This is a genomic window from Neobacillus niacini (assembly GCF_046591715.1).
Classification (GTDB): Bacteria; Bacillota; Bacilli; order Bacillales; family Cytobacillaceae; genus Neobacillus; species Neobacillus niacini_L.
The window spans coordinates 174,453-187,115 of the sequence record NZ_JAWVNQ010000004.1 but is presented as its reverse complement, the minus strand read 5'-3'; the positions used below and the strand labels follow the sequence as shown (position 1 = coordinate 187,115).

At 38.8% G+C, this 12,663-nt stretch carries 10 protein-coding genes; 8 read left to right on the top strand and 2 right to left on the bottom strand.

Going from position 1 to position 12,663, the window contains the following annotated elements:
* Nucleotides 1-39: 39 nt before the first annotated feature.
* A complete protein-coding gene (locus SFC47_RS13175; protein WP_411254750.1) occupies nucleotides 40-657 on the bottom strand; it encodes a GyrI-like domain-containing protein in 618 nt (205 codons plus the stop codon).
* Nucleotides 658-758: 101 nt separating this feature from the next.
* Here SFC47_RS13175 and SFC47_RS13170 point away from each other — a divergent pair, with 101 nt between their 5' ends.
* Nucleotides 759-1,448 (top strand): oxidoreductase, encoded by a 690-nt coding sequence (locus SFC47_RS13170; RefSeq protein ID WP_411254749.1) that lies wholly within the window; start codon nucleotides 759-761, stop codon nucleotides 1,446-1,448.
* 49 nt (nucleotides 1,449-1,497) lie between these two features.
* Here the strand turns inward: SFC47_RS13170 and SFC47_RS13165 are convergent, their stop codons facing one another.
* The gene (locus tag SFC47_RS13165) at nucleotides 1,498-3,147 is read right to left on the bottom strand and encodes a Na/Pi cotransporter family protein (RefSeq protein WP_411254748.1); all 1,650 of its coding nucleotides are present in this window, start codon (nucleotides 3,145-3,147) and stop codon (nucleotides 1,498-1,500) included.
* Between the two features lie 526 nt (nucleotides 3,148-3,673).
* On the opposite strand from SFC47_RS13165, the gene SFC47_RS13160 reads away from it, so the two are divergent.
* From SFC47_RS13160 to SFC47_RS13130, 7 genes are all read left to right on the top strand, one after another.
* Nucleotides 3,674-5,038 carry an NAD(P)-dependent oxidoreductase gene (locus SFC47_RS13160; RefSeq protein ID WP_411254747.1) on the top strand — a complete coding sequence of 455 codons (1,365 nt, stop codon included), beginning with the start codon at nucleotides 3,674-3,676 and terminating at the stop codon, nucleotides 5,036-5,038.
* A 76-nt stretch (nucleotides 5,039-5,114) separates the two neighbouring features.
* Complete coding sequence (gene preA, locus SFC47_RS13155) at nucleotides 5,115-6,401, top strand: NAD-dependent dihydropyrimidine dehydrogenase subunit PreA (RefSeq protein WP_411254746.1); 1,287 nt, start codon at nucleotides 5,115-5,117, stop codon at nucleotides 6,399-6,401.
* A gap of 16 nt (nucleotides 6,402-6,417) precedes the next feature.
* Entirely contained in the window at nucleotides 6,418-7,836 is a 1,419-nt protein-coding gene (hydA, locus tag SFC47_RS13150; protein ID WP_411254745.1) for a dihydropyrimidinase, read from the top strand.
* Nucleotides 7,837-7,993: 157 nt separating this feature from the next.
* Nucleotides 7,994-9,463, top strand: coding sequence for an NCS1 family transporter (locus SFC47_RS13145; RefSeq protein ID WP_411254744.1), 1,470 nt, complete (start codon nucleotides 7,994-7,996; stop codon nucleotides 9,461-9,463).
* 28 nt (nucleotides 9,464-9,491) lie between these two features.
* The gene (locus SFC47_RS13140) at nucleotides 9,492-9,710 is read left to right on the top strand and encodes a hypothetical protein (RefSeq protein WP_411254743.1); all 219 of its coding nucleotides are present in this window, start codon (nucleotides 9,492-9,494) and stop codon (nucleotides 9,708-9,710) included.
* Between the two features lie 70 nt (nucleotides 9,711-9,780).
* Complete coding sequence (locus tag SFC47_RS13135) at nucleotides 9,781-11,055, top strand: PucR family transcriptional regulator (RefSeq protein WP_411254742.1); 1,275 nt, start codon at nucleotides 9,781-9,783, stop codon at nucleotides 11,053-11,055.
* A 134-nt stretch (nucleotides 11,056-11,189) separates the two neighbouring features.
* Nucleotides 11,190-12,656 carry a CoA-acylating methylmalonate-semialdehyde dehydrogenase gene (locus SFC47_RS13130; protein WP_411254741.1) on the top strand — a complete coding sequence of 489 codons (1,467 nt, stop codon included), beginning with the start codon at nucleotides 11,190-11,192 and terminating at the stop codon, nucleotides 12,654-12,656.
* Nucleotides 12,657-12,663 lie beyond the last annotated feature (7 nt).

Below are 12,663 nucleotides of genomic sequence, written 5' to 3'. Positions count from 1 at the left end.
ACCGTTAAAATAATGAAAAACGCTTGGGACTCCCAAGCGTTACTTTACTTTAAAACGAAGGACAGTTTTTAATTTCGCAGGTTCCGTTTTTCTTGGGTCACTTATGTACACTTCACGATGCCTTTTGTCTATTCTTGTTAGATGATTGGCAGAACAAAAGTCATGCATTTTTGAAAAAGTTTCCGGTTCGCTGTCGTAATCTCCAAGGTGAAGGCTTTGGACGCATAATCCTTCTTCAATTACTTCAAATTTTGCAGACTCTAACAAGGTCTTTGACACTTTTTTAGCAGATAATTCTTTGGCAATTAAAAAAAGATCTTCTGTTACGAAATCAGGCTGGCGAATCATTAATTTATAAACAAACCTGTCTTTATCTAAATAATCTAATTGTCTTCCAATTTCATCCAGATCCCAAACACCCTCCAAAGGAAAAACAGTATATTCAAAATAACCCTCGGGGGTTGTTCCTTTTTTCGGCATCATCCGTATTGCATATGATAATGCATATAAGGCCTCTACACTTTCCTTGAATGCTTCACTGTTAGGGTTGCCTTTTCCAGTTAAGGTAAAGTATTTTATCGGTGGTACGACAAGCTTACTGGGTTTGGCACCAGGAAGGTACAGTTCTTTATCTTTTTTTCGCCATTCATACTTCATGAAACCTCATCCTTTTTCGTTCATATATAGAATATGGTGTTTTTTACAATTATAATTCAATTAAGCAGGATAACAAAGTGAATGTTTGAGAGGAGAATTCAATGATTTCAACTAAAAAATCAGCTCTTGTTCTTGGAGCAACGGGTCTTATTGGTAAAGAACTAGTAAAGATCTTAAATGAATCAGAACAATATGAAAAAATAAGGTTATTAGTTCGGAGACCTATTGATCTAGAATCTGCCATATGTGAAGAGCATATTATTGATTTCAATGAATTACATAAATATACTGAATTATTTCAGGTGACAGATATTTTCTGCTGCTTGGGGACAACGATTAAAGCAGCGAAGACAAAGGAGGCCTTTCGTAAGGTAGACTACGATTATCCTGTTGCGGCTGCAAAATTAGCAAAAGAAAACGGCGCTGAAAAGGTTTTGGTAATTAGCTCAATGGGAGCCGATCCTAAGTCATTATTCTTTTACAGTCGGGTAAAAGGGGACCTAGAAGCTGCGCTGATTAGTTTAAACCTGCCCTCCCTGCATATTTTTAGACCTTCATTATTATTAGGAGAGCGAAGTGAATTCAGACTTGGAGAGAAAATAGCAGAAAAGTCTAGCGGGGTAATGAATAAACTCATGATTGGCCCGCTCCTTCCATATCGAGGTATACAAGCAAGGAAAGTGGCAGCTGCGATGTCCTTTGTTGCGCAGTCAAAAAAATTAGGCAATCATGTTTATCTTTCAAATGAAATAGAATCAATGATTGGGTTATCAGAATCGGGAAAGGTATAAGCTGAAGAAAGGGAATCATTCATAACGAATGATTCCCTTTTTAATCACGTCAACTACTTACATTTGGTGCTTTTTGTTCACCAAGGACTGCTTGAGCGATATTTACTGCATGGTCACCAATACGCTCGAGATTACTAATAACATCTACATAAAGAATACCGGCGTCTCCGGTACATGCTCCTTCATTTAGACGGAGAATATGTGTTTTACGGAAGTCTTTTTCCATTTGGTCTATTTTCACTTCTTTAGAGAGCACTTCATTTGCAAGAGTTAAGTCCTTTTTTGAAAGTGCTTCTAGTGCATGATTCAGCGTATCCAGCGTTAATTGAAACATTTCATTTAATTCACCTAAAGCATCAGCGGATAACGGTGCTTTACGAGTAGTCCTCAGTTCTAGAAGCTCTATGATATTCTCCGTGTGGTCACCCACACGCTCGATATCTCTAATAATATTCATATAATTCATATGTTCTTCAGAATGTTCAGGAGTTAACGAACTCTTAGAAACTTTAACAAGGTAATCGGTTATGGCCTTATCTAGTTTGTTAATCGCTTCTTCATATTGATAAGCAAGTGACGCATTACTTTTATCTTGTGTATTTAAAAAATGTATCGCTTCAGCTAGTCCGTCTTTTGCAAAACTTCCCATGCGCAAAATTTCCTCTTTAGCTTGTCCTAAGGCGACGGATGGTGAGTGTTCAATTAACTTTGGATTTAAATGTTGAACGGTCATATCAACATGTTTTTCTTCTCCTGGTATAATCTTGGTTACAATCCACGCGAGTGCACCAATGAAGGGAAATTGAATAATCGTGTTGCTGACATTAAAGATACCGTGAGCGAAAGCGATGGTCATTTCTGGATTTAAATTCAAAACACCCTGTAGATAGCCAATAAAATTTGTGAACGGAATTAATAAAATCATAAATATGAAGGTACCTATTAAATTAAACATTACATGTACACTGGCAGCTCTTCTTGCCGAAATTGATGTACCAATAGCTGCAAGGACAGCGGTTATGGTAGTACCGATGTTATCTCCAAATAGAACAGGAAGAGAAGCCTTCAGATCAATCGCGCCCGTACCAAATAACTCCTGTAAGATCCCAATTGTCGCACTGGAACTCTGCACGATGACTGTGAATATGGTCCCGATGACAACCCCTAATATCGGATTATCACTCATTGAAACTGTTAGGTCTTGAAAGGCTTCTAAAGAGCGAAGCGGTTTCATTCCGCCACTCATTAATTCAAGCCCAAGGAATAGCGCTCCAAATCCAAAGACAATTTGTCCCAATGCGTTAATTGCTCTTTTATTAAAGAAAAAAAGCAAGATAGCACCTAAAGCTATTATAGGCAGGGCATACGCACCGATATCGATACCGATAATAAAAGCGGTAACTGTTGTTCCGATATTTGCCCCCATAATAACACCAATGGCTTGACGGAGCTTCATAAATCCTGCACTTACCAAAGCAACTGTTAATGCAGTTGTACCAGAACTTGATTGTATTAATGCAGTAATAAATATGCCTGCTAAGACTCCCATAAAAGGGTTGGTTGTAAATCGATCCAATATATTTTTTAAGCGGTCACCGGCTGCATTTTGAAGTCCATCACCCATGTACTTTATTCCAAATAGAAAGATACCTAAGCCGCCAATGAATTCAAATATCATTTCTTGAACATTCATATCCAACAACCCCTTTGGGTAGTAATTACAAGTTTCATTTTTTTAGTGTTACTTTAATCATTAATCATATACAAAATTATTCGGCAAATTTTTTGCAAATGTCGAGAACTTATTAGGGAAAAAATTTATGGAAGTTTGTAAGAGTTCTTAGCACTTCCTTCATTTTTCCTTTATTCTCATTGAGTTTAAGTTATTTACTAAAATCACATTTCATCTAATATATTCATTATATGTTCGATGGGAATTTACAAAATTTTTCTTTTATCTGTGATAAATTGGTAAAAGGTTAAGAATAGTACAAGAATATCTCTCATCCATTACTGCATTTTTCATCGAAAATTCCCTTCAAATCATCATCAAGTAAATGCAACACCTAATCTGTTTTTTTATATCTAGTTCACATATTGGTTAGTAGAAGACAAGCATTATTTTACAATACGTATAATGTTTTGTATTTTTGCTGGCTGTAAAATGAAGGCTAGATGCAGAATTTTCAGTAAAATAAACTTTTAGATAAAAGGAGGGTTTTTTATTGGAAAGAACACAGCGGATCTCCTATACACATTTGGAACGTAACTTTCAGGAAGTAGAACCTCCTCTTTCAAATCAAGAGGCTTTGGAAGAATCAAATCGCTGTCTATATTGTTATGATGCTCCTTGTATAAAGGCCTGTCCGACAGGCATTGATATCCCTGCTTTTATAAAAAAAATATCGACTGGAAACTTACTGGGCTCTGCCAAAACGATCATGACATCCAATCCAGTTGGGGCGAGCTGTGCGAGAGTATGTCCCACCGAGGAGTTGTGTGAAGGGGCGTGTGTATTAAATCATTCCACAAAACCGATTATGATTGGAAATCTGCAGAGATACGCCACTGATTGGGCAATAAAAAATGACCAAACCCTATTTAAACCTGGAAAAGCAAATGGAAAATCTGTTGCAGTTGTCGGCGGCGGCCCAGCAGGACTTTCTGCTGCCCGAGAGCTCGCTAGATTTGGTTATGATGTAACAATATTTGAAGCTGCAGAAAAAGCTGGCGGATTAAATACTTATGGAATTGTTTCATTTAGGCTCCCGCAGGCCATTTCTTATTGGGAAGTAGATCAGGTTGAAAAGCTAAATGTAACCATTAAAACAAACACAAGGGTTGGGAAGGATATATCTACAAAGGAACTCCTTGAAAAATTTGATTGCATTGTGTTAGCTGCAGGTATGGCACATGTACCTAACTTAGGAATTGAGGGAGAAGACCTAGAAGGAGTTTACGACGCGATTGAGTTTGTAAAAGAAACAAAGAGCGGAAGGTTATCGATGGATTTTGTCGGCAGAAGAGTCGTTGTCATTGGTGCGGGAAATACCGCTATTGATGGTGCTACCTGTTCCGTACGACTGGGTGCAGAAAATGTAAAAATCTTATACCGCCGGACAAGAGATGAAATGACTGCCTATGATTTCGAATATGAATTTGCCAAACAAGATGGTGTAGAATTTCGCTGGTTAACATCACCGATGAAAATTATTGGTGATCAAGACGGAAGAGTAACCGGGATTGAATGTATCAAAATGAAACTTGGTGAGCCAGATAGAGACGGGCGCAAAAGACCGATTCCAATTGAAGGCTCTGAACATGTTTTGCCAGTTGATGCCGTTATTAAAGCAATCGGACAAACAAGGCATTTAGAACTAATTGCGGAACTTGGATTACAACATACTAGTGGTGTGGTCCAGGTAAATAAGGAATCCTATCAAACTTCTAATCCTAAAATTTATGCTTGCGGAGATGTCGTCTTTGGAAAGGGCATTGGGGACGCTATGGTGGTTACTGCTGCAGAGCAAGGAAAACTAGCTGCCTATAGCATTCACAAGCAACTTTCAGCGGTGGAGACAGCCCAATAAATGTCTATAAATATAGATATATTTATGTAAGCGCTTTCCTGCACTAAAGCATTTTTCTATAAAGGGGTGAATTCAAATGGCTGATTTAAGTATTAATCTTGCAGGGATCAAATCTCCAAATCCATTTTGGCTTGCTTCAGCACCTCCTACCAATTCAGGTTACCAGGTACAGAGAGCCTTTGAAGCAGGGTGGGGAGGAGCTGTGTGGAAAACATTAGGAGATCCAATACTGAATGTTTCCTCCAGATTTGCTGCTATCAGTTTTAACGGGCAGCGAGTCGCCGGTTTCAATAATATTGAATTGATTACCGACCGGCCCTTAGATGTAAATTTAAGAGAAATCTATGAAACAAAGAAAAGATTTCCTAACCATGCTATCATTGCATCCTTAATGATGGAGCCAAAGCAAGAAAAGTGGCACGAATTAGTAAAAAGGGTAGAAGATGTTGGGGTGGACGGACTCGAGTTAAATTTTGGCTGTCCTCATGGTATGGCAGAACGCGGGATGGGGTCAGCTTCCGGTCAAGTACCAGCTCTGGTAGAACGGCAGACTTATTGGGTGAAAGAGGCTGCAAAAACACCTGTTATCGTAAAATTAACACCAAACATTACGGATATTACAGCTACCGCTGAAGCGGCATGTCAAGGCGGTGCAGATGCAATCAGTATGATAAACACGATTAATAGTTTGATGGGAGTAGACCTAGATACTTGGAATACTATCCCGCATGTTGCAGGGAAGGGGGCACACGGAGGGTATTGTGGTCCTGCCGTAAAACCGATTGCCCTTAATATGGTGGCGGAATGTGCCCGTCATGCAAATATAAATGTCCCAATATCAGGTATCGGCGGAATCTCCAACTGGCAGGATGCAGTAGAATTCTTGTTAATGGGAGCAACCGGTGTTCAAGTTTGTACCGCTGCTATGCACCACGGATTCCGTATAGTTGAAGACATGATTGAAGGTCTCAGTCATTATTTAGATAGTAAGGGGATAATGTCAGTATCTGAGATCATTGGAAAAGCTCTTCCAAGGTATTCGGATTGGGGGAATTTAGATCTTAACTATAATATCGTTGCAAAAATCAATACAGAGGTATGTATCAACTGTAATAAGTGCCACATTGCCTGTGAAGATACATCCCATCAATGTATTGATAGGTTAACTGACGAGAACGGCAGAAATTATCTAAAAGTAAGAGAAGAAGATTGTGTCGGCTGTAATTTATGTTCCATTGTCTGTCCGGTAGACGGGGCCATCGATATGATCGAAGTCGCGAATGAATTACCGCCGATGACTTGGAATGAAAGACAGTCAGCATTAAGTCTCGCAGCAGAATGTAAGATTGATAGTAATAAATAAAGAAGGGAGAAATTGTATGAAAAAACTGATAAAAAATGGAACGATTGTAACAGCTTCAGATACCTTTCAAGCAGAAATATTAATAGAAGATGGTAAGATATCACAAATTGGAACCAATCTCCCCGCGAATGGAGCGGAAGTAATAGACGCAAAAGGCTGTCTTGTTATTCCAGGCGGCATTGATCCGCATACTCATTTAGATATGCCATTTGGAGGAACTGTAACAAAAGATGATTTTGAAACGGGGACTATTGCTGCTGCTTTTGGGGGAACTACGACGGTTATTGATTTTTGTTTAACAAATAAAGGTGAGCCGTTAAAGAATGCCATTCAAACCTGGCATGATAAATCGAAAGAAAAAGCGGTCATTGACTATGGTTTTCATTTAATGATTGCAGAAATTAATGAAAATGTATTGAATGAACTTCCTTATGTAATTAATGAAGAAGGTATAACTTCCTTTAAGGTATTTATGGCTTACAAAAATGTTTTCCAGGCTGATGATGAAACACTCTTCCGAACTCTAGTTTCAGCTAAAGAGCATGGAGCACTTGTTATGGTACACGCAGAAAATGGGGATGTCATTGATTATTTAACGAAAAAGGCCATTGCCGATGGGAACAAAGATCCAATCTATCACGCCTTAACTAGACCGCCAGAATTAGAGGGGGAAGCAACAGGAAGAGCAGCAAAGCTGACAGGGCTGGCTAACTCTCAATTATATGTCGTTCATGTATCCTGTAGTGATGCGGTAGAAAAAATTGCCGAAGCCAGAAGCAAGGGGTTTAATGTATGGGGAGAAACCTGCCCGCAATATTTAGTATTAGATCAAAGTTACTTAGAAAGACCAAATTTTGAGGGAGCAAAATATGTTTGGTCCCCTCCATTAAGAGAAAAATGGAATCAAGAGGTACTTTGGAATGCATTAAAAAGCGGCCAGCTGCAAACTCTCGGGTCTGATCAATGTTCCTTCGATTTTAATGGGCAGAAGGACTTAGGCAGAGATGATTTTACTAAAATTCCTAATGGCGGCCCGATCATTGAAGATCGTGTTTCCATCCTATTCTCTGAGGGGGTGAAAAAGGGAAGAATAAGCCTAAACCAATTTGTTGATCTTACTTCCACTAGAGCCGCAAAATTATTTGGATTGTATCCGAAAAAAGGCAGTATTGCCGTTGGGGCAGACGCGGATATTGTCATTTTTGATCCACAGGCAGAGCGGATTATTTCAGCTGAAACACATCATATGGCCGTTGATTACAATGCCTTTGAAGGAATGAAAGTCACGGGAGAACCTGTTTCTGTTTTATCACGAGGTGAATTTGTCGTACGTGATAAGCAGTTTGTTGGTAAACCGGGTTCTGGCCGATATTTAAAGAGAGCCAAATACAATGGAAATACACTAGTAAACCAAAATGAAACACTATCCATTTAGCAGCATTTCCTAGAATACTATTTACTCCATTCATTGTTGAACGACTCCTGCAATTGCCTGCCGCAGGCAATTGCACTTTAAAACCTCTGTTATAAAATCGGTATTTGAATTTAAAAGATTAAATTCTATTATTTTTAACCGAATAAGGAGTGTTCATATGAAAAAAAGCCACTTAAAGTCTTCAGACTTATTACCCATTCAACAAAAAGATAGGAAAATTACAAAATTAGGTTATTCGTTTATGTGGGTCGGAATGGTCGTTGTCCTTGCAACCTTTGCGATTGGTGGAGCTGGTGTACAAAGCTTATCACTGCCGCTTGTTATTCTTGCAACCATTATTGGATCACTTGCCATTGGATTCTTTATATCCTTAATTTCAGATATTGGTATCGAGCATGGTTTGTCGTTTCCTGTGTATATGAGAGCGCCATTCGGGACAATTGGAACCCATATTCCTTCTGTCACTAGGGGTGTCACAGCGTCCGCTTGGTTTGGAATTAACACCTATTTTGGTGCAACAGCTATGAACGGCATATTAAATATATTATTCGGTTTTGATAATTGGTTTGTGTGCTTCATTATTTTTGCGATTGTTCAGTTGATTAATACTGCTTTAGGAATAAAATCGATTGAACGATTTGCAGATTTAGCCGCACCAATCATTATCTTAATCTCTATCTGGATGTATTCTTCTTTATCGGACCAAGCACAGGCAGCAGGAAGAGATGTATGGAGCTGGGTAGAATCACCTGTTACCGGTGGTGCCGCGTTTACTGCTTTTATGGTTGTTATTTTTAGTAATATGGGGTTCTGGGCAACATTGAGTGCTGATATTCCTTCGATTTCACGCTTCATGAAGGCCCCTGCTAATGAAAAGAACTGGTTTAAGAGAAATAAGAATTCATTAATTGGTAACCTAGTCGCTATGCCTATAACGCAAACCTTTATGATTATCATTGGTGCAGTTTCTTATATTGCCGTTTTAAATGCAGACCCAGTGGTTGCCCTTCAAGAATCGGCAAGTGGAATAATTCTTGCGATATTACTGCTAATGATTGTCTTAGCACAGTGGTCAACAAATACTGCTGCAAATGTTGTACCGGCGGCAACTATTTTCTCTAATGTCGGCGGGCCGAAGTTTCCATTTTGGGCAGGTGTTGTAACAGCAGGTATTGTAGGAACCATCGTTCAACCGTGGGAGTTGTTTGGTATAATCATTCCCATTCTTCTAATTGTTGGAGGTATATTGTCTGCCATTGTAGGGATTCTCTTTGCTGATTATTATTTAATCCGTAAAAGGCGCGTTAATGTCCCGGAACTTTATGAAGATCATGGTCAATTTAGATATTGGGGCGGAGTTAATCTTGCAGGTTTTATTGCTTGGGTCATTGGCGGATATATATCCTATTTAGTCCCAGAGTATGGTTTTTTAGCAGGATTCTTGCTTGGAGCAGCTATTTATTACGTACTGGCAAAATACTGGTGGTTTAAGAAGTATCAACAAGCCGAAATTGTTGATCCGAGTGATGCGAAATATCTAGGAATCTCAGTTGGCCGAGACTGGGTCATTGAAGAAGAATATGAGTCAGTAGTAGAAGAAACACCGGCCCATTTAAAATTCGATTAATGAAATTTCTTATTTGCAGGAGGGTACAATGTCGGATTATCAACAATATCTTAATGAAAGAGATAAGCTTGATTTTTTAATTCAGAAGGGTTTTCGAATTAATGCTGTCCATGAGCATTTAGATGGGGCTTCGGTAGAGTTTTACCATCCAGTAAGTATGGAAGCAGCAACATTGCTTATTGGAACCGCAAATGCTAGAAAGTATTTTTCGAGTTTACTAATCAAACAGAATTTGGGGATAAAGTGAGTTTTTAGGGATTGGTATCTAATACCAATCCTTTTTGAGAATTCGTTTATTTGTAGAGGAGTAATAAAGGATGAATGAGCATTTACCACTAATGGTTTCTGATATATTATCCAGGAAGCATTTTGAAGAAGCGGCCATCATCGCTGGGGAAGAGGGTCTGGAGCGGATCGTAAAATGGGTTCATGTTGTTGAAGTCACCAACATCCGTAATCTCTTAAATGGTGATGAACTTATTTTATCAACCGGTGTTGCTTGGAAAGGAAATGAGGATTTGTTTGTTTCCATTCTGAACCAATTGATAGAAATTCATGCAGCAGGCCTATGTATTGAAATGGGAACCTATTTGTCAGAGATTCCAGCCGAGGCGATTAGGATTGCTAATCAGCATAGGTTCCCCCTTGTTATTTTTCAAAAAGAAGTTCCATTTGTTGAAATTACCCAAGATATTCATACCATGATTATTCACAATCAATATAGGAAAATTAGTGACTTAAGAAATTTATTTATGGAAGAAAAGAAAAGAGCCGAAGAATATGAGTGGCTCCAGGACTGGCTGGAGGGGGAGCATTCTTTAGACAGTATTCAAGATTATTTGCACAGGCATAGTATTAAACCTAAGTCGTCAGAAGCTGTGGTTTTTTTAGCTAAGGTGCATTCGTTTACAGAGAAATTGAATCAGGATGTTTCGTATATAAAGTTATTATTCCAATCTGTTTTTGAGCAAAATGGATTTGCGATATTATCTATCGAGAAAAGAAATGAACTGATCTTTATTCTTTTAAATAATCGAGCGAATAAAAATGTTAAGGAGCGATTTAGAAAAGCAATCGAGACTATTAGAGACTCTGAGTTTCTTAAGAAAAAAAGCACATCCAAATTATTAATGGCGGCAGGTAAATTTGTTGAACGATTAACGGATATTCATAAGAGCTGTCAGACTGCTAAAGAGACTATGCGAATCCAACAGGAAATGGCTAAGGAAACAACCTATTTCTATGAAGATTTACATTTATACCGGCTCATTTCTCAAATGAGCAGGCATATGGATTTACAAGAACTTGTGATGGAATATCTTCAGCCTGTGATTCATTATGACCAGAAGTATAATAGCAAGCTATTAGAAACCTTAAAAGTATATTTAGAATGTAATGGTCAAAAGCAAGAAACGGCCAATAAACTCTTTATTGTCAGGCAAACTTTATATCACCGCCTCCAAAAGTTAGAGAATCTGCTGGGTAAGGATTTTATGAATCATGAAAAACGAGTGGCATACGAATTCATGCTGCTTGTTAAGGATTATTTATCACCTCATTTGATGGAAAATAAAAAACAATGGATAGAATAACCTTACTAAGTGTTCAATTTGTGGAAGAAAAAGAGCAGGTTATCTTACAGAATGTCTAATGAACAACTTTCTATAATAATAGATAATTATTTTATAAACGTTCAGCTATCTTAGTTGATGATGGAGGGAAACGAATGAGCGTGACCAAAAAAGATACAACACTTCTGCAGAATTTTATTAATGGTGTATGGGTAAGTTCAAGCAGTAACCAGACCCTTAATGTGCCAAATCCAGCAACAAATGAATTACTGACAAAAGTTCCTATATCTACGAGAGAAGATGTGGACTTAGCTGTAGCAGCTGCAAGAAAAGCGTTTGAAAAGTGGAAGAGAGTTCCCGTTCCGAAACGTGCACGTATCCTATTTAAATATCACAGTCTATTAAGCGATAACCATGAAGCACTTGCAAGACTAATTGTAGAAGAAAATGGAAAGGCATACAAAGAAGCGTATGGAGAAGTTCAGCGTGGAATAGAGTGTGTAGAGTTTGCTTCAGGAGCACCTACACTGATGATGGGGGAAACACTATCCGGTATTGCAGAGGAGATTGATTCCGAAATGTTCCGCTATCCATTAGGGGTTGTTGGAGGAATCACCCCGTTTAACTTTCCGATGATGGTTCCGCTTTGGATGTTCCCTTTAGCAATTGCTTGTGGCAATACATTTGTATTAAAGCCATCTGAACGCACCCCGATTTTGGCTAATAGACTAGCAGAGTTGTTTTCTGAAGCTGGTGCCCCTCCGGGAGTACTGAATGTGGTCCATGGAGCTCATGATGTTGTCAATGGATTATTAGACCATGAAGATATTGCTGCGATCTCCTTTGTTGGGTCACAGCCTGTTGCAAAGTATGTATATGAACGGGCTGCCTCAAAAGGAAAACGAGTTCAAGCATTATCTGGAGCTAAAAATCATCATATTGTTATGCCTGATGCCGATATGGAAAAAGCGGTACAGCATATTATTTCTTCAACATTTGGAAGTGCTGGACAGCGCTGTATGGCCTGCAGTGCAGTGGTGGTTGTCGGTGACAATGAACCCTTTGTGAAGGCTTTAAAGAAAAAAGCAGATGAATTGATCATCGGTAATGGAATGGATGACGAGGTGTTATTAACTCCTGTGATTCGAAAGGAACATCGTGATAAGGTACTTGGTTATATTGATAAAGGGGTACTAGAGGGTGCTGAGTTAATTCGTGATGGCCGCAGGGAAATGAGTGACCATAGTGAAGGGAACTTCTTAGGACCAACTATTTTCGATCATGTTACTCCAGACATGACAATCGCGAAGGAAGAGATATTTGCACCTGTCTTAAGCCTCCTCAGAGCAAGCAGTTTAGATGATGGCTTAGAGTTTATTCGAAAATCAAGATATGGAAATGGAGCAACAATTTATACAAATAATGCAAAAGCAATCCGGCAATTCCGTGAAGAAGCAGACGCGGGAATGTTAGGCATTAACGTTGGTGTACCGGCGACAATGGCGTTCTTTCCCTTCTCAGGCTGGAAGGATTCATTTTATGGAGATCTGCATGTCAATGGGAAAGATGGTTTGAATTTTTATACACGTAAAAAAATGATTACATCACGGTTTGATGGATAGAAAAGGA

Bases quoted from the DNA above. Each gene is read 5' to 3' on its own strand.
- SFC47_RS13175 (WP_411254750.1), bottom strand. From the start codon at position 657: ATGAAGTATGAATGGCGAAAAAAAGATAAAGAACTGTACCTTCCTGGT.
- SFC47_RS13170 (WP_411254749.1), top strand. From the start codon at position 759: ATGATTTCAACTAAAAAATCAGCTCTTGTTCTTGGAGCAACGGGTCTT.
- preA (WP_411254746.1), top strand. From the start codon at position 5,115: ATGGCTGATTTAAGTATTAATCTTGCAGGGATCAAATCTCCAAATCCA.
- hydA (WP_411254745.1), top strand. From the start codon at position 6,418: ATGAAAAAACTGATAAAAAATGGAACGATTGTAACAGCTTCAGATACC.
- SFC47_RS13145 (WP_411254744.1), top strand. From the start codon at position 7,994: ATGAAAAAAAGCCACTTAAAGTCTTCAGACTTATTACCCATTCAACAA.
- SFC47_RS13140 (WP_411254743.1), top strand. From the start codon at position 9,492: ATGTCGGATTATCAACAATATCTTAATGAAAGAGATAAGCTTGATTTT.
- SFC47_RS13135 (WP_411254742.1), top strand. From the start codon at position 9,781: ATGAATGAGCATTTACCACTAATGGTTTCTGATATATTATCCAGGAAG.
- SFC47_RS13130 (WP_411254741.1), top strand. From the start codon at position 11,190: ATGAGCGTGACCAAAAAAGATACAACACTTCTGCAGAATTTTATTAAT.